Annotated in this window: 23 protein-coding genes; 14 read left to right on the top strand and 9 right to left on the bottom strand. The window is 50.7% G+C overall.

Annotated features, from left to right (window positions below; genetic code table 11):
• Window positions 1–24 precede the first annotated feature (24 nt).
• From DFR47_RS02140 to rsmA, 3 genes are all read left to right on the top strand, one after another.
• Window positions 25–978, top strand: a complete 954-nt coding sequence (locus DFR47_RS02140; protein ID WP_113943191.1) for a SurA N-terminal domain-containing protein — start codon at window positions 25–27, stop codon at window positions 976–978.
• A 153-nt stretch (window positions 979–1131) separates the two neighbouring features.
• Complete coding sequence (gene pdxA, locus DFR47_RS02135) at window positions 1132–2175, top strand: 4-hydroxythreonine-4-phosphate dehydrogenase PdxA (RefSeq protein WP_113942750.1); 1044 nt, start codon at window positions 1132–1134, stop codon at window positions 2173–2175.
• A 54-nt stretch (window positions 2176–2229) separates the two neighbouring features.
• Window positions 2230–3057 (top strand): 16S rRNA (adenine(1518)-N(6)/adenine(1519)-N(6))-dimethyltransferase RsmA, encoded by an 828-nt coding sequence (rsmA, locus tag DFR47_RS02130; RefSeq protein ID WP_113942749.1) that lies wholly within the window; start codon window positions 2230–2232, stop codon window positions 3055–3057.
• A 48-nt stretch (window positions 3058–3105) separates the two neighbouring features.
• Here the strand turns inward: rsmA and gmk are convergent, their stop codons facing one another.
• On the bottom strand, window positions 3106–3765 hold the full coding sequence (gene gmk / locus DFR47_RS02125) for a guanylate kinase (protein WP_113942748.1): 660 nt from the start codon (window positions 3763–3765) through the stop codon (window positions 3106–3108).
• A gap of 375 nt (window positions 3766–4140) precedes the next feature.
• Between gmk and DFR47_RS02120 the strand changes: the two genes are divergently transcribed.
• Window positions 4141–4536: a PRC-barrel domain-containing protein gene (locus DFR47_RS02120; protein WP_113942747.1), complete on the top strand. Its 396-nt coding sequence runs from the start codon at window positions 4141–4143 to the stop codon at window positions 4534–4536.
• A gap of 63 nt (window positions 4537–4599) precedes the next feature.
• On the opposite strand, the gene DFR47_RS02115 is transcribed toward DFR47_RS02120, so the two are convergent.
• The 6 genes from DFR47_RS02115 to fabD all read right to left on the bottom strand — a co-directional run bounded on the left by DFR47_RS02115 (window position 4600) and on the right by fabD (window position 11650).
• Window positions 4600–5523: a YicC/YloC family endoribonuclease gene (locus DFR47_RS02115; RefSeq protein WP_113942746.1), complete on the bottom strand. Its 924-nt coding sequence runs from the start codon at window positions 5521–5523 to the stop codon at window positions 4600–4602.
• A gap of 122 nt (window positions 5524–5645) precedes the next feature.
• Window positions 5646–6887, bottom strand: coding sequence for an endolytic transglycosylase MltG (gene mltG, locus DFR47_RS02110; protein WP_113943190.1), 1242 nt, complete (start codon window positions 6885–6887; stop codon window positions 5646–5648).
• A gap of 634 nt (window positions 6888–7521) precedes the next feature.
• Window positions 7522–8784 carry a beta-ketoacyl-ACP synthase II gene (gene fabF, locus DFR47_RS02105; RefSeq protein ID WP_113942745.1) on the bottom strand — a complete coding sequence of 421 codons (1263 nt, stop codon included), beginning with the start codon at window positions 8782–8784 and terminating at the stop codon, window positions 7522–7524.
• Between the two features lie 309 nt (window positions 8785–9093).
• Complete coding sequence (locus DFR47_RS02100) at window positions 9094–9330, bottom strand: acyl carrier protein (protein WP_113942744.1); 237 nt, start codon at window positions 9328–9330, stop codon at window positions 9094–9096.
• Between the two features lie 552 nt (window positions 9331–9882).
• Window positions 9883–10620 carry a 3-oxoacyl-[acyl-carrier-protein] reductase gene (gene fabG / locus DFR47_RS02095; RefSeq protein ID WP_113942743.1) on the bottom strand — a complete coding sequence of 246 codons (738 nt, stop codon included), beginning with the start codon at window positions 10618–10620 and terminating at the stop codon, window positions 9883–9885.
• Window positions 10621–10705: 85 nt separating this feature from the next.
• Complete coding sequence (fabD, locus tag DFR47_RS02090; protein ID WP_113942742.1) at window positions 10706–11650, bottom strand: ACP S-malonyltransferase; 945 nt, start codon at window positions 11648–11650, stop codon at window positions 10706–10708.
• A gap of 484 nt (window positions 11651–12134) precedes the next feature.
• Between fabD and rpsF the strand changes: the two genes are divergently transcribed.
• The 10 genes from rpsF (at window position 12135) to DFR47_RS02045 (ending at window position 21041) form a co-directional block, all read left to right on the top strand.
• Window positions 12135–12560 (top strand): 30S ribosomal protein S6, encoded by a 426-nt coding sequence (gene rpsF, locus DFR47_RS02085; RefSeq protein ID WP_113942741.1) that lies wholly within the window; start codon window positions 12135–12137, stop codon window positions 12558–12560.
• Window positions 12560–12808: a 30S ribosomal protein S18 gene (gene rpsR, locus DFR47_RS02080; protein ID WP_022712184.1), complete on the top strand. Its 249-nt coding sequence runs from the start codon at window positions 12560–12562 to the stop codon at window positions 12806–12808. Before rpsF ends, rpsR begins: the two co-directional genes overlap by 1 nt.
• Before the next feature lie 149 nt (window positions 12809–12957).
• Window positions 12958–13917, top strand: a complete 960-nt coding sequence (locus tag DFR47_RS02075; RefSeq protein ID WP_113942740.1) for a DUF2232 domain-containing protein — start codon at window positions 12958–12960, stop codon at window positions 13915–13917.
• 42 nt (window positions 13918–13959) lie between these two features.
• The gene (gene rplI, locus DFR47_RS02070) at window positions 13960–14529 is read left to right on the top strand and encodes a 50S ribosomal protein L9 (protein WP_113942739.1); all 570 of its coding nucleotides are present in this window, start codon (window positions 13960–13962) and stop codon (window positions 14527–14529) included.
• A gap of 344 nt (window positions 14530–14873) precedes the next feature.
• Complete coding sequence (locus DFR47_RS02065) at window positions 14874–16163, top strand: cyclopropane fatty acid synthase (protein ID WP_113942738.1); 1290 nt, start codon at window positions 14874–14876, stop codon at window positions 16161–16163.
• A 155-nt stretch (window positions 16164–16318) separates the two neighbouring features.
• On the top strand, window positions 16319–16822 hold the full coding sequence (locus DFR47_RS02060; RefSeq protein ID WP_113942737.1) for a hypothetical protein: 504 nt from the start codon (window positions 16319–16321) through the stop codon (window positions 16820–16822).
• Window positions 16819–16986 (top strand): hypothetical protein, encoded by a 168-nt coding sequence (locus tag DFR47_RS21695; protein ID WP_170137423.1) that lies wholly within the window; start codon window positions 16819–16821, stop codon window positions 16984–16986. The genes DFR47_RS02060 and DFR47_RS21695 overlap by 4 nt, the downstream gene beginning before the upstream one ends.
• A gap of 198 nt (window positions 16987–17184) precedes the next feature.
• Complete coding sequence (locus DFR47_RS02055; protein WP_113942736.1) at window positions 17185–18696, top strand: replicative DNA helicase; 1512 nt, start codon at window positions 17185–17187, stop codon at window positions 18694–18696.
• 115 nt (window positions 18697–18811) lie between these two features.
• Window positions 18812–20215, top strand: a complete 1404-nt coding sequence (radA, locus tag DFR47_RS02050; protein ID WP_113942735.1) for a DNA repair protein RadA — start codon at window positions 18812–18814, stop codon at window positions 20213–20215.
• Window positions 20216–20480: 265 nt separating this feature from the next.
• Window positions 20481–21041 (top strand): CvpA family protein, encoded by a 561-nt coding sequence (locus DFR47_RS02045; RefSeq protein WP_113942734.1) that lies wholly within the window; start codon window positions 20481–20483, stop codon window positions 21039–21041.
• Window positions 21042–21107: 66 nt separating this feature from the next.
• Here the strand turns inward: DFR47_RS02045 and DFR47_RS02040 are convergent, their stop codons facing one another.
• Window positions 21108–22298 carry a DUF418 domain-containing protein gene (locus DFR47_RS02040; protein ID WP_113942733.1) on the bottom strand — a complete coding sequence of 397 codons (1191 nt, stop codon included), beginning with the start codon at window positions 22296–22298 and terminating at the stop codon, window positions 21108–21110.
• A complete protein-coding gene (locus DFR47_RS02035; RefSeq protein WP_113942732.1) occupies window positions 22295–22912 on the bottom strand; it encodes a TetR/AcrR family transcriptional regulator in 618 nt (205 codons plus the stop codon). Before DFR47_RS02035 ends, DFR47_RS02040 begins: the two co-directional genes overlap by 4 nt.
• Window positions 22913–23335 lie beyond the last annotated feature (423 nt).

Raw genomic sequence — 23335 nt, 5'->3', positions numbered from 1 at the left:
GGTATGAAACTGACCACCATGAGCATGAATATGAACAAACGCATTCTGGCTGCAATGATTGCCGGTACAGTTGCATTCACTGCCCTTAGCATCACCGAAATGACCGGCGCAGCCAATGCAGCCGAAATTAAAGTGATCGTCAACAGCAACCCGATTACCAATGTTGATATCGCCAACCGCGTTGCCTTTCTCAAACTTCAGCGCCGCAGTGGCAATCTGAACAAGCTGGCGCAGGATGAACTTGTTGAAGAAATGCTCAAGCGCGTGGAAATGAAATCGCGCGGTATTGTTGTTTCCGATCAGGAACTCGAAACTGCCTATGCAGGCTTTGCGTCACGCAACAAAATGAGTGTTGCGCAGCTTAATCAGCTGATGAACCAAACCGGCATTACACCAAAGCACTTTAAAACCTTTATCATGGTGCAGATGGGCTGGAACCGCGCAATTGGTGCACGTTTCCGTTCTGAAGGCATGATGAGCGAGCAGGATGCGGTTCAGCGTATGCTCAAAGAGGGTGGCAAGAAACCTTCCACCAATGAATATACCCTGCAGCAGGTCATTTTTGTTGTGCCTGCGGCTAACCGTTCAGCGGGTGTGATGGCCAAACGCCGTCAGGAAGCCAATACTCTGCGCAATCGCTTCTCCGGTTGTGATGCCACACGTTCCCTGACCAAAGGCATGATGGATGTGACCGTGCGCGATCTCGGCAAGCATCTCGAACTGCAATTGCCGCCGGAATGGACAACCCAGCTGAAAGCCACCGCCGTTGGCCGTGCAACTGCTGTGCAGGATACCGATAAAGGCGTTGAGTTCCTCGCTGTCTGCGCCAAACGCAGTGTCTCCGATGACCGTGTTGCCCAGCTGACCTTCTCCATGGAAGGGACAAGCAACAACTCCGATCAGGAGAAAAAGGCTGAAGAGATCAGCAAAAAATACGTCAAAGAACTGCGCGAAAAAGCGAAAATCGTTAATCGCTAGACGAAATATCGCGCAAAGTTCTGTTTGCGCGATTATCTTCCTGCAGAGCAGTTTCGGTTAAAATTGAAGCACAGAACCGCTTCGCATTTTTGCCGGAAATGCTATAAGTTGTAATTTATCAGCAGCCTTTAAACAGCAAGACCGGAGCATCAAATGGTTTTTCCGCATCATGGAGAGGCTTCCATCGCTCCGGTTGCTCTGAGCATCGGGGATCCTTCAGGTATCGGCCCCGATATTGCTCTCGCTGCATGGTTATTGCGCGAAAAGCATGGGCTGCCACCATTTTTTATCCTTGCCGATCCGGCTCTGCTGACTGCCAGAGCCCGACAGCTTGGTCTCGATATTCCTTTCAGTGTCTGCCAGCCTTCGGAAGCCGTTCAGCGGTTTTGCCATTATTTGCCGGTTGTGCCACTTAACAATCGGCTGACAGACAAACCGGGCGTACCGCAATCCGCCAATGCCGCCGGCATTATCGAAGCGATTGAACGGGCAACCACTTATGTTCTCAATGGTCAGGCCAGCGCTGTTACAACCTGCCCTATTGCTAAAAAGCCGCTTTATGAAGCGGGCTTCGCTTTTCCAGGCCATACAGAATTTCTTGCCCATCTGGCATCGCGCCATCTCGGCACTGAAGTCCGCCCCGTGATGATGCTCGCAGGCCCGCAATTGCGCGCCGTGCCGGTGACTATTCACATTCCGCTGCATAAGGTGCCCGAACAACTCACCACTGATGCCATTCTCGAAACGATCCGCATTACTGCACATGATTTACGTTCACGTTTCGGCATCAAAAACCCGCGTATTGCCGTTTCCGGCCTGAACCCGCATGCTGGTGAAGGCGGTGCGCTTGGCCATGAGGATGATGCCGTGATCCGCCCTGCCATTGAATTACTGAAAGCGGAAGGCATGAATATCCGCGGCCCCTTGCCTGCAGATACGATGTTTCACAAACAGGCACTGACCACCTATGATACAGCCATTTGCATGTATCATGATCAGGCGCTTATTCCGGCTAAAGCGCTGGCTTTTGACGAGACTGTCAATGTTACACTCGGCCTGCCATTCATTCGTACCTCACCTGATCACGGCACAGCTTTCGACATTGCAGGGCGTGGCATTGCCAGACCCGACAGTCTGATTGCCGCACTCAAACTGGCCGCAGAACTGGCCGCCAATAATCAAACATTTTCAAAATAAACAGCACGCCCGCTTCCGGCAGGCTGACTGATAAATAATCAACAGAGACCCTCTATGAGCATTGATAATCTGCCGCCCCTGCGTGACGTGATCGAACGTCACGAACTGAACGCCAAGAAATCACTCGGCCAGAATTTTTTGCTCGATCTTAATCTGACTTCCAAAATTGCCCGTCAAGCCGGAGATTTGCAGGATCAGCCGGTGATTGAGGTTGGTCCGGGCCCAGGCGGCCTGACACGCGCCATTCTGGCTCAGGGCGGCATTGTCACAGCTATTGAGCGCGATGAGCGCTGCCTGCCAGCTTTGGAGGAAATTGCAGCGGAATATCCGGGACGCTTACGGGTGATCTCCGGTGATGCGCTTCAGCAGGACTTCACCACTCTGTTTCCTGATCCGGCGAAAAAGCCGAAGATCATTGCCAACCTGCCTTACAATGTCGGCACGCAATTGCTGATCGGCTGGCTGCTCAGCGATCCATGGCCGCCGTTTTACAGTTCCATGACACTGATGTTCCAGAAAGAAGTGGCCGAGCGTATTGTGGCTCATGCCGGTGATGATGCCTATGGGCGCCTTGGTGTATTGGCCGGATGGCGCACCCAGTCGAAGATCGCCTTTGACCTGCCGCCACAGGCTTTCACACCGCCACCTAAAGTCACCTCTGCCGTGGTGCATATGATCCCGCGTGAGCAGCCACTGGAATGCCCGCCACATCTGCTGGAGCGCGTAACGCAGGCGGCCTTTGGCCAGCGCCGCAAAATGCTGCGTCAGAGCCTCAAGCCGCTTGGCGGTGAAGCCCTGCTCAACAAAGCAGGCATTGACCCGACACGTCGCGCTGAAACGCTCAGCGTTGAGGAATTTGTGCATCTCGCCAATCAGATCTGAGATATAAAAAAACCGCCTCACGGCGGTTTTTTATTGGTTCAATCAAAATCAGGATGGTTGCTCTTCCAGCAATCCATTGACGAATTCAAACAAACCCGGACGGCGATCACGGCGCAGACGCTCCGCCATAACAATGGATTTGACCGCCGCATAGGACTGGTTCAAATCTTCATTGATGACGATATAATCGTATTTGCTCCATTTCTGGATTTCAAAACGGGCATTGTTCAGACGAGTTTCAATGACTTCCGCAGTGTCTTCCGCACGGCGGTTCAGACGCATCTGCAGCTCTTTCATCGTCGGTGGTAGAATGAAGATCGAAACCACATCGGCAGGCATTTTAGCCTGAAGCTGTTCCGCCCCCTGCCAATCAATATCAAACAGCATATCGCGACCATCTGCCAAAGCGTTTTCGGCAGTCTCACGCAGTGTACCGTAATAATTGCTATGGACTTCAGCCCATTCAATCAGTGCATCGCTATCGCGCAGGCGTTCAAATTCGCGCACACTTTCAAAATGATAATGTACACCTTCAATTTCGCTTGGACGGCGCTGACGGGTAGTCACACTGACAGACAGGGAAAGATCCATCTCGCGATCTTCAAGCAACAGTCGCGCAATCGTTGATTTGCCCGCGCCTGACGGTGAAGAAATGACCAACATTAGACCGCGCCGTGCAACAGCATTTTCCACGAAGGAGATGGCCATAATCTATTCTGCTCCAGATTCTGAACTCACCGGAACACTCCAAAGTCTCATTACACTTTGGAAATGCCCTGTTATTTCTATGTTGCGCATCTTTTCGAAAGCCGTTTAGCACTTCTCAGGATGCACCTCAGGTGACTGATATCACTCCGCCACTCTGATGTCGCGTTGTTATCTATAATCCGGCAAATGTCTATCATTTTTAGTTATTAAAGCTTTACCGAAAACCATTTTGCCGCAGCTCTTTTGCCATATAATTAAGGCTCAAAAATAGCTGACACAGCATTGCGAGTATAAGTTTTTTCTAAAAGTTCGGAACAATTATAAAAGCCACGTGTTTTATTTTAGTAATTTGAAATTAAAAAATTGGAGAAGATCATGCGTCGTCTTATTATCGCACTTGTCGCATCCGGCACTCTCATGGGTGCAGCTTACGCCCAGACCGCAGTAACAACGACACCTGAGCTATTCGTTACCGCGCAGCCGACTGATGTGCTGAGCTATAATCTTGTCGGACTGAATATTACCAATGCTGAAGATGAGACAGTTGGTGAAATTAAAGATCTGATTATCTCTGACGGTAAGCTCACCGGTTATATTATTTCTGTCGGTGGCTTTCTTGGCATGGGAGAACGCTATGTGATCGTTGATCCTTCTGCCGTTAAAATCGACTATATGGAAACCGATAAGAAATGGCTGGCGACAATGACCATTACCAAGGATCAGCTGAAAACCGCGCCTGAGTTTAAATATGAAGGCCGCTGGGGTCGCTAATTTTGTACCATTCAAATAAAAAGCCCTGCTACATGCAGGGCTTTTTTCATTTCATAACCACATCTATTCGAGGTTCTGAACCTGCTCACGGAACTGATCCACAACCGCTTTCAGCTCCAGACCGATCGCCGTAATTGATGCGGCATTGGATTTCGAGCACAGCGTATTGGTTTCGCGGTTAAACTCCTGTGACAGGAAATCGAGTTTGCGGCCAACCGGCCCGCCATCTGTCAGCAATTTATGAGCTGCCGCCACATGCATATCCAAACGGTCCAGCTCTTCCTGAATGTCCGCTTTGGTGGCCAGAAATGCAGCTTCCATATGCAAGCGCTGCTCATCCAGCACAATAGCGGAACTGCGGTTGCTGTTGACGGCCTCAAGCAACAGAGACACCTGCCCCGCAAGACGCTCACGAATGGCATCTGCACTACGAGAACCATCCTGACGTGCCTGTACTGCCAGTTCCGCAATCCGGTCAACATGACTGCCAAGCAGATCAGACAAGCGCTTGCCTTCCTGTAAGCGCATCTGTTTCAGAGCTTCCAGCGCCTCATCAAAAGATGACAACAACGCAGCCTTTAAAGCAGCTTTGGCGGCTTCATCTGCTTCTGTCTGTGGTGGCTCCAGAATACCCTTGAGATTGAGTACGGCATCAACACTCGCAGGCGCAAGTCCGTATTGGTTCTGCAATTGCAGTGCCGTTTGCATGACCTTACTCAGCAAGGCCTCATTGATCACCAGCCTGACCTGCGCTTCTGGCTCTTCAATTGTCACATTGACCTGAAAAGAACCGCGCGAAAATACGCGCCCCAGTGCCGTACGCAATAACTGTTCAAGATCATCAAAACCGTTAGGCGTGCGAAAACGTGCATCAAGCCCCTTGCCGTTAACGCAGCGGATTTCCCAGCTAATGCGCGTCTCTGCACCATTTTCAGGCGTAAACACTGCAATATGGCGGGCAAAGCCTGTCATGCTCTGTACTGTCATTTTCAAGTCCGTTTCCAAGCCATATTAATTGAATATCAGCTTTTGCAAAAATGCCGCCCAGCTAACCGGACGGCATGATAGTGTTTATTTCTTAAAGCAGAGAACGCATAACACGAATGTTATCACTGAGCTGCCGGTGCGCCTGTGGCACCTTCTTTGCGCTGGCGTTCAATCTCACGCCACTTACGCACATTGTCATTATGGTCTTTCAGCGTTGCCGCGAAGATGTGACCACCAGTACCGTCTGCAACGAAGTAGAGGTCTTGTGTATCCAGCGGATTAGCAACTGCTTCCAATGCATCGCGACCCGGATTAGCAATTGGTGTCGGCGGCAAGCCTTTAATAACATAGGTATTATAAGGCGTTTCTTTTTCAATATCCGACTTATAGATCGGACGGTCTGACGGTTTACCGCGACCACCGAAAATACCATAAATAATCGTCGGATCGGACTGCAGACGCATGCCCGTATTCAGACGGTTCACGAAAACCGAAGCCACATGCGGACGCTCGGATGCGACACCAGTTTCTTTTTCAACGATCGAAGCCAGCGTCACAAATTCGTTCTTGTCCTTCACCGGAAGGCCGTCACGGCGCTTTGCCCAAACCTCGTCAACCAACTTGGCCTGTGCAGTTTTCAGACGTGTCACCACTTCTTCACGTGTTGTACCACGTGTGAAGCTCAGCGTATCCGCAATCAGACTACCTTCCGGCGGCAGTTCTTTCGGCAGATCACCTGTGAGCAGATCACTGTTGGAAATACGGTCGAAAATCTGCTGGACTGTCAGACCTTCAGGAATAGTCACCTGATGCATCAGTGACTTACCTTCGGCAAAAATATTCATAATATCGCGCATCGAAGCACGGGCAGGAATAGCATATTCCCCTGCCTTCATGCTCTTTTCCATACCCGACATACGCGCGCCATAGCGGAAAACACGCGCATCAGTAATCAGATCAGCACGCTCCAGCTGATCAGAGATTTCGACAATACCGCTACCGCGCTTCACGAAGAAGGTCGAATCCTGCGTCAGCGGGCCTTCAGAAGTGAACTGTACTTTGCCGAAATAGAACAATGCACCCACGCCGATGACCATAAACACCAGCAAAGACAGCATAAAATTCGCAAAAACCACAATCTGGCTGCGGGCATGACGCGAGCGTTTGCGCTTCTTCGGCAATGGCGGCGGTGTGCCTGGTTCAGGGCGCAGAGCTTCACTGGCCGATTTCAGAACAATAGGTCCAGTTGCAGCTTCCGCAGCGCTCTGCGCTGGTACTGCAGCGACTTCCGGTTCTGACTGTGCTGGTGTGTTTACAGTATCAACAGCCGGTTTAGCTTCCGGTGCAGATACGGCTGCAGCCACAGGCGCTGCCGGAGCTTCTGCGATTTCCTGCGAAACCGGCGCTACAATAGCCGCTTCATCAGATGTAACAGGCTTGGATGCATTTTCTGCCGGAGATGGTGACGCATTATTCTGCACAGCACCATCAGTTACAGCAGGCTGGTCAGCAGATTTTTTTTCAGATGATTGGTCTGACGTCACACTTTCACTCCGGTTTAACCAGAACACTCACACCGGATTTAACGACAGTGCTGTTCCGAATTCTTTATTTTTTTGATTGGTACAGCTCTTAAAGAAGCCTGAGTACCAATTGACTGAAACTGTTTCATATCTCAGCTTTTACATGCTGCATGCAGCAATCAGTCTTTCCTATTCAGTGGGTACAATAATTGCGGCAAAAGCACGAATATCGCAACCCATGAACACAGCTTTCGACAGAAAGAACTCATATTTCAAAGCTAGAGCGGTTTTAGTTAATGTTAAACCATTAAAACCGCTCTAGTTTTTTGTTTTTACGCGCATTTTATACCGAAAACCGCTTCACACTTTTCAGAATGCGCTCTAGCTCTGTCTGAATGAAACAGAATAATGATTTTTCAACAAAAGGCCGCCTTCCCAGAAAGCGGCCTTTTATAAAATTGACAGTTTCGACCTATTAAGCCTGATAGCGACGCAGGATCAGCGAAGCATTGGTGCCGCCGAAACCAAAGGAGTTCGACACAGCAACATCAATCTGACGGGCGCGCGGCTTATGCGGCACCAGATCAATCTTGGTGCTGACCGACGGGTTGTCGAGATTGAGCGTTGCAGGCGCGATATTATCGCGGATAGCCAATGTCGAGAAAATCGCTTCTGCGGCACCGGCTGCACCCAGCAGGTGACCGATCGAGGATTTGGTCGAGGACATCGAAACCTTGGAAGCCGAGTCACCGACAACGCGCTCAACAGCAGCCAGTTCCAGCGTATCCGCCATGGTCGAAGTACCGTGTGCATTGATGTAATCAATCGCATCCGGTGTGATTTTGGCACTGCGCAAGGCAGCTTCCATGCAGCGCTGTGCGCCCTCACCGTTTTCGCTTGGCGCGGTGATGTGGTAAGCATCGCCGGACATGCCGTAGCCGATGACTTCCGCATAGATTTTCGCACCACGAGCCAGCGCATGTTCTAGTTCTTCCAGAACCACAACGCCTGCACCTTCACCCATCACGAAACCGTCACGGTCGTCGTCATAAGGACGCGAAGCCGCTGTCGGATCATCATTGCGTTTGGTGGACAGCGCCTTACAGGCAGCGAAACCTGCCAGAGAAATACGGCTGACCGGTGATTCTGTTCCGCCGGCAACCATGACATCCGCATCGCCGAAAGCGATCATGCGGGCTGCATCACCAATGGCGTGTGTGCCGGTTGCACAGGCAGTGACCACAGAGTGGTTAGGGCCGCGCAGCTTGTGCTTGATGGAGACATGGCCGGAAGCCAGATTGATCAGACGACCCGGAATGAAGAAAGGCGAAACACGGCGCGGACCTTTGTCGCGCAGCGTATAACCGGCTTCAACAATACCTTCGATGCCGCCGATGCCGGAACCGATCAGCACGCCGGTGCGGATCTGGTCTTCATCACTTTCCGGATGCCAGTTAGCATCGTCCAGTGCCTGATCAGCAGCGCCGACCGCATAAACGATGAAAGGATCAACTTTACGCTGTTCCTTCTGTTCCATGTAGACATCAGGATTAAATGTACCGTCTGTGCCATCGCCGACAGGAATACGGCAGGCAATCTGACAGGCAAGGTCGTCAACTTCGAATTCGGTCACACGGCGCGCAGCGCTTTGACCTGCGAGCAAACGCTTCCAGGTTTCTTCAACACCATTTGCCAAAGGTGACACCAGGCCAAGACCGGTAACGACGACTCTTCTCATATGTATCCTTCCCCGCGTCTGGTCCTGTCTCTCACTGATCCAATATCAGTTGCAGGCAGCGCAGATTAATCAACTGCGTAATATCCCGACCGGAATCGATCAAGCGTTAGAATTACGCAGAATTAATAGATTGTTACAGTGCTTTTGTGGAGTAGTTAATTACAGATCCGCCAATAGAACTGCATATCAGGCTTACGAGCTGTTTAAATAATGCTCCGGCCTTATTGAAATATATATCTTTGCTCAAACGATAAGGGCCGGAAGATATAATCTTCCGGCCCGATATCTGCTTGCCGATTATAACAATAATCAGGCAGCTGCTTTATCGATGAACTTAACAGCATCGCCAACGGTCAGGATGGTTTCAGCTGCATCATCAGGAATTTCTACACCGAATTCTTCTTCGAAAGCCATTACCAGCTCAACGGTGTCCAGGCTGTCTGCGCCCAGATCATCAATGAAGCTTGCGCCTTCAGTTACTTTTTCGGCATCTACGCCCAGATGTTCAACAACGATTTTCTTGACGCGTTCTGCGGTGTCGCTCATGTCGGACCTCGACCTGTTAATACCATAGCCTTGGTAGCGGCATGGCTGATTGTAATCAAGTTTTAAGATAGCCTGACATTATGACATTTGTCACAATGAAACTATCCCGTGGATATTTCTACTGCATAATGCCTCAAACAGAAATGTGTTTCAGACAGACTATACAATATATTTCAGTTGCAGCGATTTACCTGCTGCGCCGATGAAGCGCAATGCTATTTATCGCCACCCCCGCCGCGATGCACAAAATATGCAGCACAGCAATATGCGGGGCATTATCACGGTTCTGCAATTTGGCAAAGTCCAATTCGACAATCAGCCACACTGAAACTGTGCCAATCCTTACAAAACAACAGAAAAAGGGCAATATGACTGCATTATCAGCTTTTTATGCCCTAATTACAGCGGCTCCAGTTCAGACTGAATCGTTGGAACCGCTGTAATTGTTTATTTTACGCATTATCCGACGCAAAACCGCTTCGCAGTTTTGCTGGAAATGCTATAAATTAGACATCATCAGCCGGATTATACATAATTCCGGCTGATTTGGTATCAGATCATCGCCATACCGCCGTTTACGTGCAGGGTCTGACCTGTCACGTAAGCAGCTTCATTGCTGGCCAGATAAACAACTGCCGAAGCAATTTCTGAGCCCTGCCCCATGCGCTTCATCGGAATAGCAGACATGATTGTCTCTTTCTGCTTCTCATTGAGTTTATCGGTCATTGCCGACTCAATAAAGCCCGGAGCCACACAGTTTACAGTCACATTGCGCGAAGCAATTTCCTGTGCGAGCGACTTGGAGAAGCCGATAATACCGGCTTTGGAAGCACAATAATTTGCCTGTCCCGGATTGCCGGTTACACCGACAATCGACGTAATATTGATAATGCGGCCAAAACGACGGCGCATCATCGGATGGGTCAGCTCACGGGTCAGACCGAACACGGACGTCAGGTTAACCTCAATAACAGCATCCCAGTCAGCATCGCTCATGCGAACAAACAGACCGTCACGGGTAATACCGGCATTGTTTACGAGAATATCGACGCCTTCGAGCTGTTTTTCCACAGCCTGACCAAGTGCCTTCACTTCTTCACGGTCAGACAGGTTGGCAGGGAAGATATGAACGCGGTCGCCCAGCTCATTGGCCAGCGCTTCCAGCTTTTCAACGCGGGTACCGTGCAGAGCAACGATTGCACCCTGAGCATGCAGGGCGCGCGCAACTTCTTCACCAATTCCGCCGGTTGCACCGGTAACGAGAGCCTTACGGCCAGTCAGATCAAACATGAAATCCTCTTGAATCTGATATGCGGACAAATCTATGTAGTCCGCCTTTTATAACATTATTCTCTGCGCAGCAAAATCTGTACGCTTAACCCAGCAGCACCTGAAGGGCTGCATCAATCTCTTCAGCCGTACCGACAGTCACACCGCTCACATCCTTAGAGATGCGGCGAGCCAAACCGGTCAGCACCTTGCCGGAGCCGATTTCATAAAGTGTTGTCACGTCATGTGCGGCAAACCATTCAACAGTTTCGCGCCAGCGCACCTGTCCTGTCACTTGCTCAACCAGCAGATCGGCAATTTCACTCGGATCATTAACCGGAGCAACACGCACGTTTGCAATGACCGGCACAACAGGAGCATGTTTATTCACAGTTGCCAGCGCATCGCGCATGGCATTAGCAGCAGGCGCCATCAGGCTGGAATGGAACGGGGCAGATACCGGCAGCATGATAGCACGTTTTGCACCGGCTTCTGATGCCAGCTTTGCAGCGAGTTCAACAGCCGCTTTGGAGCCGGAAATCACCAGCTGTCCGCCGCCATTATCATTAGCGATCTGGCACGAACCTTCAGCGGAAGCCTTTTCGCAAATTGCAAAAACATCAGCATGTTCAAGGCCGATGATCGCAGCCATAGCGCCCTGACCAACAGGAACAGCAGCCTGCATTGCATTACCGCGAATACGCAGCAAACGGGCAGTATCAGAAATAGAGAATGTACCGGCAGCACACAGTGCCGAATATTCGCCAAGCGAATGACCTGCTACATAAGCCACTTTATCCTGCAGCTTGAGGCCTTGTGATTCCAGCACACGCATAACCGCCATGGATACAGCCATCAGCGCAGGCTGGGCATTGGCTGTCAGAGTAAGCTGATCTTCCGGCCCTTCAAACATCAGGGTTGAGAGTTTTTCACCAAGCGCATCATCAACTTCTTCGAAAACAGCGCGTGCTTCCGGATAGGTCTCAGCCAATGCCTTGCCCATGCCGACAGCCTGACTGCCCTGTCCCGGAAATGTAAATGCTACAGTCATGAAAGCCTCTCTCTTAAATATACGTTCTGATGTCACAACTTATGGCCTGTATATAAGAATGCCATGCGCGTTACGACAAAAAACTATCTATAATTGCGAAGGCATGTGCCTTTCACTGCGTTTCAAGTCAAGTATCCACCGGCAAAACCGGCATATTACTATGACAATATGCTGTTAAACGGCTTCGTGAACCAGCCATGAGGCATTTTTCAGCAACAGATACACATCTGTTAAAGCGACTTTAAAGGTTGCAACTTGTCTCAAAAGACACTATTAGGCACTCGTCATTGTCCGGCATCAGCTGGGGGCTGAACGGAGGCCGGATTTAAAGATCCGGAGAAATAGTATTATTTCTGCCTCCCGTGTCTCCGCTCTCGATCGTCTCGACCCGCGTCCTTTCTTCTCCGTTTTCAGACGGAATAGACAAGTCGCAGAGGCTTAGCCGTTGATCCGGATGGTGGTTATTTGAAGAAAGGCAAAGACAATGGCTCTTTATGAACATGTGATCCTTGCCCGACAGGATATCTCGCAGCAGCAGGTTGACGCACTGGTAGAACAGTACAAGGGCGTTCTTGAAGCTAACGGTGGTAAAGTCGGGAAAATCGAAAGCTGGGGACTGCGTCCTCTGACTTATCGTATCAAAAAGAACCGTAAAGCTTACTACACACTGGTAAACATCGATGCTCCTGCTGCTGCAGTTGCTGAAATGGAACGCCAGATGCGTATTAACGAAGACGTTCTTCGTTTCATGACCATTCGTGTTGAAGAACACGAAGAAGGCCAGTCAGCAATGCTGAGCCGTCGTGATGACCGTCGTGAACGTGAAGACCGTTTCGGCCGTGACGATGATCGTCCACGCCGTCCGCGTCGCTCACGCGATAACGAATCTGCCGGTGAAGGAGAAGAATAATGGTTGATATCAATCAGATCCCGACCCGTCGTCCGTTCCATCGCCGTCGTAAGACCTGCCCATTCACAGGTCCTAACGCACCAAAGATCGATTACAAGGACATCAAACTTCTGCAGCGTTACATTTCTGAACGCGGCAAGATTGTTCCTTCCCGCATTACAGCTGTAAGCCAGAAGAAACAGCGCGAACTCGCAAAAGCGATCAAGCGTGCACGTTTCCTCGGCCTGCTGCCATATGTAGTGAAATAAGACTTCTGATTCGGGGTGTGTTCGCACACCCCGGTTCATTCTTCGGAATAAATGATTGAGTGACCGTAAGGTCAGGTTGGGAACAGAGCGCTGAAGCGATCGTTCTCTAACTGCAACCGGAAAACTCCGGGCAGGACAGCAGGATTAAGATGAATTACAATAGCAAACATATCGGAACCGGAGTTCTGGCGGGCCTTGCAGCCGCGCTGCTGGCTTCTGGTGTGCTGGTCCAAAGCGGCCTTGCTATGGTTCTCTATGTCCTCACCCCTCTCCCTATTTTTATCGCCGCACTTGGCTGGGGCACTGCCGCAGGCCTGATTGCCGCTGCTACAGCGAGCATTGCTGTTGCGATTTTCGCCGCACCTATGGTTGCGGTTCTGATTGCCCTCACCAGTTTCATCCCTGCTGCAACCGGCGCTTATCTTGCCGGTCTTGCGCGTCCTGCTCAGGAACTGGGTGGGCCAAAAGACGCATTGGTCTGGTATCCGCTGCCGGACATCATGTTCCGCCTCGCTCTGCTGGTTTCTGTCAGCTTTGTTATCGTCGGCTCCATCATTGGCTATGGCGAAGAGATGGTGCGTGAACTGACCGGCGCGATGATCGCCAGCCTTCTGGCTTCCGATCCGCAGTTCAATGCGAGCGACGATTTCCGTGAAATGCTGCAGCAGTTCCTGTTGTTTGGTCTGCCAGCTATTCAGGCAGCAACCAGCCTAATGTTCCTGACTGCCAATTTCTATCTGGCATTGCGCATCACTGAACGCTCCGGCGTATTACGTCGTCCGCGTGACAACTGGCCTGCAACATTGCGTATGCCGCGCCCTGCTCTGCTGGTTTTTGCGCTCACCTTTGCCAGTTCCATGTTTCTGTCCGGCCCTGCCAGCATGATCGCCACCACTTTTGCCGGTGCACTGGCAGCCGGTTTCATTATGGCAGGTCTGGCACTTATCCACTGGCGGACACGTGGTGCCACATGGCGTCCGTTCGCGCTGTGGCTCGCCTATTTTCTGCTGATCATCTTCGCATTCTCTGCATTGGTATTTTTGGTCTTCGGGCTGCTCGATACGTCGCGCGGCGCTCCGCTCTCCAAAGATCCTTCGCAGAATTCATAACATAACCATACATTCAGAACTAAACACTTAAGGAATAGACCTATGAAAGTTATCCTGCTTGAACGCATCAGCCGCCTCGGTCAGATGGGCGATACTGTTACTGTTAAAGACGGCTTTGCCCGTAACTTCCTGCTCCCGCAGGGCAAGGCACTGCGTGCCAACGAAGCCAACATGGCTCGTTTTGAATCCCAGCGCGCTCAGCTCGAAGCACGCGATCTGGAACGTAAAACCGAAGCTCAGGCTGTTGCTGACAAGCTGGACGGCAAAAGCTTTATCGTTGTTCGCTCGGCTGGTGAAACCGGTCAGCTGTACGGTTCGGTTTCCACACGCGATATCGCTGATGTTGTAACTGCAGAAGGCTTCTCGCTGAACCGCAACCAGGTTGACCTGAACCACGCGATCAAAACAATCGGCATTCACACAATCTCGATCGTTCTGCACCCTGAAGTATCGGCAACAATCACCATCAACATTGCACGTACAGCTGATGAAGCTCTGCGTCAGGAAAAAGGTGAAGATCTGTCGACTGCAGCTGCAATCTACGGCATCGAAGAAGAGCCTCTGGCTGAAGAAGTTTTCGACGAAGACTTCGACGGTGAAGAAAACGCATAATCAGCGTTTCTCACAGATCTCATATCTGAAAAGCTGCACCGGATTTCCGGTGCAGCTTTTTTATTGCCCGATATTTGTGCTTTTCATCACAGGGAAATGATCAGCCCGCCGATAAATATTTATTCTCCGCTCTTTCCAGAACAGGAAAACCCGCTATTCTTTTAGGGCGTACCGTGTTTGCAGAGCGCGCCGCATAAATAGTGTTACACGACGCCCGCTCTGAATTTGTAAGCCAATTGCATGGACTGCCGCATAAAACGGCACTCTCTTTGAGCGGATAGAAGCGCCCGAATTTCGCGTTCATCCGCATATCCACCGGTACGGCAAACGGAGGAGGATGAGCAATGAGTGGCATGCTGCATTCAGTTCTGAATAAGCTGATCCTGAGCGGCGATCTCAAAGTACACTATACGAATAATCGCATTGAAACCTATGGCAATGGCTCGCCGCCGCATGTTGTGCTGGCTTTTCATACAAAAGCCGCTGAACGTGCCATTGCGCTTGATCCGGAGTTAAAGCTTGGCGAATGCTTTATGGATGGCGAGATCAGTTTTCCGGTCGGTGATATTTACAGTTTTCTACAACTGGTTTTTGAAAATACCGGTGCAACAGCAGCGAAAGAGCCATGGATGCGGGCGCTGGCTAAGCTACGTAAAATCTTTCGCCCGCTGCAACAGATGAATACCCTGTCCCGCTCCTCGAAGAATGTGCAACGTCACTATGATCTGAGCGGCGATCTCTATGATCTGTTTCTCGATCCGGACAAGCAATATTCCTGCGCCTATTTTGAGACACCGCAAAGCAGTCTTGCTGAAGCACAACTGGCAAAAAAGCGTCATATTGCGGCCAAGCTGCAAATTCATCCTGATGACAAGCTGCTGGATATCGGTTGTGGCTGGGGTGGTCTCGGGCTTTATTTCGCAGAATTGCTTGATGCCGATGTCACCGGTGTTACGCTGTCACAGGAACAATTTCAGATCGCCAATCAACGGGCGCAGGCACAAGGTCTGCATCATCAGGCACGGTTTTTATTACAAGATTACCGGCAACTTGATCAGCAATTCGACCGGATCAGCTCGGTCGGTATGTTTGAGCATGTAGGTGTCACGCATTATGCCGAGTTTTTCCAGCAGGTTGCACGACTACTGAAACCGGACGGCTCCATGGTACTGCATTCGATAGGCCGCAGTGATGAGCCCTCTTCCACCAATCCTTTTATCCGTAAATATATCTTCCCCGGGGGCTATATACCGGCATTATCTGAGGTCTTGCCGCATATTGAGCAAGCCGGTCTGGTGATTACAGATATTGAGATTTTACGCCTGCATTATGCAGAAACCCTGAAAGCATGGCGTGAAACCTTTATGGCCAATCGCGACAAAGCCAAAGCCCTCTACGATGAGCGCTTCTGCCGGATGTGGGAATTCTATCTGGCAGGCTCTGAATCAGCTTTCCGCTGGCAGAATATGATGGTGTTTCAGATACAACTCGCACATCGGCAGGAGGCTATACCCCTCACCCGCAATTACATTGAGCAGGAAGAAAAACGGCTAAAAAAACTGGAAAACTGCCTGTTCAGAATCATCAGGGAGCGATATGCCAATGAAAACACGGCTGCACAGATATTCCACTGACAGCCTATTCGTTCAGCCTCTGCCTTTGTGATAAATTAATGACACATCACAACTCATGAAGGTTTTATCAAGAGTTTGTGAAGCCTCCGTGGTTGTACTGTGATCCTGCATCAGACATTTCTCTTATTAGAAACATCTGACAGGATAAGAATTTAATGCCCAGCGCAATCACCAAGCTACAGCCACGCCTGAACAAAACGACGCTGACGTCTTTATCAATCGGCCTTTTGGTTCTGATCGTATCTTACCCTCTGGCGCTTGTATTGCCTTCATGGGTTTCGTGGGAAAATGGTCCGGTTGAAAATGCGCAGGTTGTTGTTCTGCTTCTGGGCATGGTGCAGGCGCTGATTTTTCAGAAATACGGCTCGGCAGACTGGAAATGGCTGTGGCGCGGTGCGGCGCTGATATGGTTCATCTGCGCGATGCGTGAATTAAGCTGGGGTGCCGTTTTTATGGAGCCGCTCGGCATGTCCGAGGAAGGCCCGTTTTTCTCGTCCCGTCAGCTTTGGTATAAACCGGCAGTTATGCCGGCATTGATCGGTTCCATTCTGCTTCTGGGCGTTTTTATGCTGAAAAACGGCTCACAAAGCTGCTTAACCCGTTACAGCGCTCAGGTGGACTACCTTGGGCAGAGTTTTTGCTGGCAACCCTTGGTATGATGATCTCTACTGCTGCGGAAGAGCATCTTGGCCTTACAACCGGCCTCACCGGTGCTGCTGCACAAAATCTGGAAGAACTGAGTGAGCTTGCCGCCTATATTTTCCTGCTGACCGGTCAGTTGCGTATCCGTTATCATCAGTCAGCCTTGATGTCCGGCAACTGATCCTTATATCAGTTCAAAGCTCAGTTTAACTTCATACACGCTCTTCACAGGTGTTGAGCCTGTGAATCACTGTGAATCATGGTATAGGCGCTTCAACTGCACTGGCAGATTGTTTACACTCATATTTTAACAGACTCTGATGTCCGGCTTTTCGCCGGATAATTCCCGCTCTATTGCGGAATAAGGATCCAGAACTTTATGGCTGACGCGACGGTTCACAAACTTGACGATACACGGGACACCCAGAATTCGCTTTATCGCGAAGCCCCGAATAATATCGAAGCGGAACAGGCACTTCTCGGCGCAATCCTGATCAATAATGATGCTTTTTATCGTGTTTCTGACTTTCTGAAACCGCCGCATTTTTACGATCCGCTGCATCGCCGTATTTATGAGCTGGCGTCCGAGCTGATCCGTGTCGGCAAAATGGCCAACCCTGTGACCATGAAAACCTTCCTGCCTGCCGATGATAAAGTCGGCGACATGACTGTGTTTCAATATGTGGTGCGCCTTGCCGCCGAAGCGGTAACCGTTATCAATGCGGAAGATTATGGCCGCGCGATCTATGACCTTGCCACACGCCGCTCGCTGATCGGCATCGGCGAGGAAATGGTCAATGTGGCCTATGATGCGCCGGTTGATATGGCGCCACGTAGCCAGATTGAAGATGCCGAGCGCCGCCTGTTTGAGCTGGCAGAAACCGGTCGTTACGACGGCGGCTTCCAGCCTTTCAATGAAGCCGTTAAAACCGCAATTGATCTGGCGGGCGTTGCCTTCCAGCGTGACGGGCATCTTTCCGGTGTTTCTACCGGCATCCACATGCTGGATGGTAAGATGGGTGGCCTGCAGTCTTCCGACTTGATCGTACTGGCGGGACGTCCGGGTATGGGTAAGACCTCCCTTGCCACCAATATCGCCTTCAATATTGCCGCTGCCTATCAGGGTGAACAGCTGGCGGACGGCTCCATGAAAGCCATCAATGGTGGTGTGGTCGGCTTCTTCTCGCTCGAAATGTCCGCCGAACAGCTGGCAACCCGTATTATTTCCGAGCAGACAGAAGTTTCCTCATCCAAAATCCGCCGCGGTGAAATCTCTGAGACTGATTTTGAAAAGCTGATCGCCTGTACACAGACGATGCAGCGTATTCCGCTTTATATTGACCAGACCGGTGGTATCTCCATTGCGCAGTTGTCTGCGCGTGCCCGCCGCCTCAAGCGCCAACGCGGCCTTGATTGTCTGGTGATTGACTATATTCAGCTGATGACCGGTTCGTCCAAAGCCTCAGCACAAAACCGCGTGCAGGAAATCACCGAAATCACCACGGGTCTCAAAGCCCTTGGCAAAGAGCTGAACGTGCCGATTATTGCACTATCACAGCTCTCCCGTCAGGTAGAAAACCGCGAAGACAAACGCCCGCAGCTCTCCGATCTTCGTGAATCGGGCTCTATCGAGCAGGACGCGGACGTTGTGCTCTTCGTGTATCGTGAAGAATATTACGTCAAAAACCTTGAACCACGTGATGAATTCGATCCGAAATATGACGAATGGAAAATGCACTTTGAGAAAGTCAAAGGCACGGCTGATGTGATCATCGCCAAACAGCGTCACGGTCCTACCGGTACTGTTAAACTCGCCTTCCAGTCGGAATTCACGCGCTTTACCGATCTGGCCGAAGGCACTTATCTGCCTGAACAATATGACGATCACTAGAGCGTGTCGCGTTCAATCTCAACCGTGACACTCGCTCTAGATTCCTTTAATTGTCGCATGCTCGCGGACGCTACATGATCCCATTTTGCTGCGACATGCTTTAAGAGATAATAGCTTGGCTAAAAACCGGATTCAGTTCATCTGCCAGAATTGCGGCTCAACACATTCGCGCTGGGCAGGCAAATGCGACGGCTGCGGCGAGTGGAACACACTTGTCGAAGAAGGCACATCCGGCGGCATCGGCTCGGGTCCGGGCAAAATGGCGATGCGCAAAGGCCGTGCCGTTGCGCTCACCACCCTCTCCGGTGAGATTGAAGATGCGCCGCGCATTCAATCAGGCATCAGTGAACTGGATCGTGTGACCGGCGGCGGGTTTGTCCGCGGCTCTGCTTTGCTGGTCGGCGGCGATCCGGGCATCGGCAAATCAACATTGCTCACACAGGCTGCGGCCGCTTTGGCACGTCGCGGCAACCGCATCATCTATGTATCGGGTGAAGAAGCAGTGGCACAGATTCGCCTGCGGGCGCAGCGCCTGCAAGCGGCAGACACCTCTGTCGAACTGGCGGCAGAAACCAATGTCGAAGATATTCTTGCAACCATTGATACCAAGCCGCGCCCTGATCTGGTGATTATTGATTCCATTCAGACCCTGTGGACGGATGCAGCGGACAGCGCACCGGGTTCAGTGACGCAGGTTCGCGCCGGTGCGCAGGCGATGATCCGCTATGCCAAATCTACCGGCGCTGCCGTTGTGCTCGTCGGTCATGTCACCAAAGAAGGTCAGATCGCAGGCCCGCGCGTGGTCGAACATATGGTTGACGGCGTGTTGTATTTTGAAGGTGAAGGCGGACACCATTACCGCATCTTGCGTACTGTCAAAAACCGTTTTGGCCCCACTGATGAAATCGGCGTATTTGAAATGTCCGATAAGGGTTTGCGGGAAGTTTCCAATCCGTCGGAACTGTTCCTTGGTGAGCGTAATGAGAAAGCGCCGGGAGCTGCGGTTTTTGCCGGCATGGAAGGCACCCGCCCTGTTCTCGTGGAAATTCAGGCGCTTGTTGCCCCGTCTACACTCGGCACCCCGCGTCGCGCCGTTGTCGGTTGGGATAACAGCCGACTTTCCATGACCCTTGCCGTGCTCGAAGCCCATTGCGGCGTGCGCTTCGGTCAGCATGATGTTTATCTCAATGTGGCCGGTGGTTACCGTATTTCCGAACCGGCAGCTGATATGGCTGTGGCGGCGGCGCTTGTCTCGTCACTTGCCGGTATTCCGCTGCCTGCCAACAGTGTTTACTTCGGCGAGGTCAGCCTCTCAGGTGCCGTGCGCGCAGTCGCGCATGCAGCACAACGTATTAAAGAGGCGGAAAAACTCGGTTTCAAGCAAGCTGTTCTGCCTCTCGGTGGCGGTGAATTATCACGCCCGCGGAATTTCACTTTAAGCGAAACCGGCTCACTGCCGGATCTTGTTGCCCGGATCGCCGCTTCCGGTCCTGGAAAAAATGCGCAAAACCGTGATTAGAAGTGAGATTTTGCCTGAATGAATCATGTGGCAAAATATCAGTCCCTACATTTACCTTACTGATTTTACGGGCTATGGCTGTTTTCAACACATAACAGCTCCCGAATTAGTGATTTGTGAAATAAATTCGGGTTATTTTTCCACGATAGAATTGTCACAACCCTATCGGTCAGGCAAAAGACACTGTAAATAACAGGCTGCAGATATCTGCCGCACCAAAATTATATGCCTTAAAGGCATATCGGACACAGAGGAACAAGGCAGGATGCCGATTACATTACTAGACGGAATTCTTATCGGGGTCACTCTCGTATCTGCAATTCTCGCCATGGTACGCGGTTTTTCGCGTGAAGTGCTTTCGGTTGCATCCTGGGCAGCGGCCGCTTTGGCAGCTTACTTCTTCTTCAAGCCGGTAGCCCCTTATCTGCAGCCATATATCAGCAATGAAACCATTCTGAATATCGCAGCAGCTGGCTCGGTGTTTCTGGTAACATTGATCATCGTATCGATCATCACCATGAAGATCGCTGATTTCATCATCGACAGCCGTATCGGCGCCCTTGACCGCACACTCGGTTTTCTTTTCGGTGCAGCACGCGGCGTTCTGCTGGTAGTAATCGCCATGCTGTTCTTCAACTGGCTTGTTGCAACCGATCAGCCAAGCTGGGTCATCAACGCCAAATCCAAACCAATGCTGGATTCGCTTGGGCAGCAACTAGTTGAGCTGCTGCCGGAAGATCCGGAAAAAACATACAATGACCGTATCAAGCCGCATATTGGCTCACAGTCTGCGCCTGAAAATGAAGCTCCCGCGCCAGCAAACTAAGTTGATAATTTGAGTTAAAAAACCCGCCGCAGAAAATTCTGCCGCGGGTTTTTCTTTATCCTGATTTCAAGCTTTGCGTTTCAGGTCAGGCCAGCGGCCAATCGTCAAAGCTCTCAGTAGCCATTCCAATGGTCCGTAATAATAATGCTTCATCCACCAGTGGCTGAAGCATAACTGGAACGCAAAGATCAGCACACCGATCAGAACATTGCCGATAGCAGTCGTCTGATCAATCAATGCCAGACCATAGCCGTAAAAAATGAAACCGCAGATCAGCGATTGCAGCAGATAATTAGACAAAGCCATCCGGCCTGCCGGTGCCAGTGCATCACGCCAGAACAGGCCGCGTTCTGTGCCAAAAAACTTGAGCATGAGCGCGATAATACCAAAAGTCAGGAAAGGCGCAGTCACAAGGCTCAATGCCAGACCAAAAATTTCCCAATAGGTACCGGTGCTGAGCAAAGCCGTGAGTGCCGTGATCAGCGATGCCGGGAGACCGATAAACAGTCCCGCTTTGACTGCCGGTTCCAAATAAGGCCGGTACTGATCCGGTTGTGCGAGAAACTGATGCTTGCCCGCCAGAAAACCAAGCAGAAACATTGCCAAAGCACATGGTGCCTGTATCAGCAGCAAGATCAGCCACATCAGTTTCAGCTCATTGAGATGCTGCATAATCACACTACTGAAACTACCGGTATAGGCGGTATAAGCATATTGTGCATTCAGCAAATCCTGTGCCGGATCCTGCATCTCTCCCACCATCCACTGCAATACACCGAGCGATGCCCACAGAATTGCAGTGATGCTGAACAACCAGACAGCACTTTTGATCAATGTACGATCCGCACTATTGCGCCAGAGCAGCAGCACTACGCCCAGTATCGCATAGGTCGAAAGAATGTCGCCGTGGAATAACAAAACCGCGTGAAGCAGACCAATCACCCACAGCCCTGCTTGCCGGCGTAAAAAGCGCGGAATAAACGGCTCTCCGGCACGCACCGCTGATTGCATTTGCAATGTCACGCTGTATCCGAACAGGAAAGAAAACAGCAGATAAAACTTCATCTCAAAAATGGTTGAGATGAACAAATGTACCAGATCATTAAAACCAAAGCTTTGCTCAGGTTCACCTGTCGGCAAGCCGTAGAAAACTGAAGCAAAGGCCATAATATTGACCTGTAAAATGCCCAGCAGGGCAAAGCCACGCAGCGCATCAACATCCGCAATGCGTGTTACTTTCTGAGATGCTGAAGTCATGATTTTGCTCCCGCATCTGCAGTATGTCCGAGCACACCCCAAAGCATAGCTCTGAGTGCAGACTGGTGTTCATGCGGTTTAAACGCCGGATCAAGGGCAACACGGTTAAAAATACCATCCACAATTATCATCAGACAATTCACTGCCGTGACCGCAGGAAACGCTCCCGCAATCTGACGGCGCTCAATGCCAAGACTGATAAGATATTCCAGCTCTTCACGCATAACCTTATCGTTCAGGCGGTACAGCGCTCCGGTTTCGGCATCACGTCCGGCTTCGGCAGCGATTTCCAGCGCCAGCGCGGATAAGATGCTATCGCCAGCCACATCCAGTACCACATCGAAAAAAGTATTCAGTGCTGCAAACAGATCATCCTGCTCACGCAGCGTGGCAATAAGTTCCTGCGTTTGTTGCCGGTCTTCTTCAAAAAGGGCGGCAATGATTGATTTTTTGCTTGGGAAATAATGAAACAAGCTGCCGGTACTGATCTGCGCCGCAGTGCAGATTTGTGCCGTACTGGTTTGATGAAACCCCTGCTCGGCAAAACAACGCTTTGCAGCATCGAGTATCATCTGTTTCTTTGCCTGATGTTTTTCAGGATCTGTCACGCGCATAGCGCACCTCTAAATTAGACTGAGCGCTCGATTTAATAATTTACGTGAGGTTTTTACGCAAGAGAAAATTTATTCTGCAAAGCTGCGGCTAAATTGTGTGATTGTTGAAAATGCGAGCCAGACGGTTGTGTCTTAGTCTCAATCGCCATATATGAAGCTGAAAATAAAAGAGGTAAAAGCAGACAGGGGGAGCAGTGTCTGCGAGATGATACCGGTCGCTACCGGCAAATGGTGCACATTAAGCCGCCACAAAGAGCTGTTCCAATATGACGCTTACTTCGACTTTCCATCTGATGCAGATGCATCAGACCTGTTCTGCACTCTGAATTGTTAAAGCTCCATAGTTCCTGCCTTGTAATCTAAGATTTTTTGGGACTATGCAGCAAAAGCACTCTTATGATAGAGAGCATTTTTAATTGCTCT

Source organism: Pseudochrobactrum asaccharolyticum, assembly GCF_003314995.1.
Lineage (GTDB): Bacteria > Pseudomonadota > Alphaproteobacteria > Rhizobiales > Rhizobiaceae > Pseudochrobactrum > Pseudochrobactrum asaccharolyticum.
This window is presented reverse-complemented; position numbering and strand designations above follow the sequence as displayed.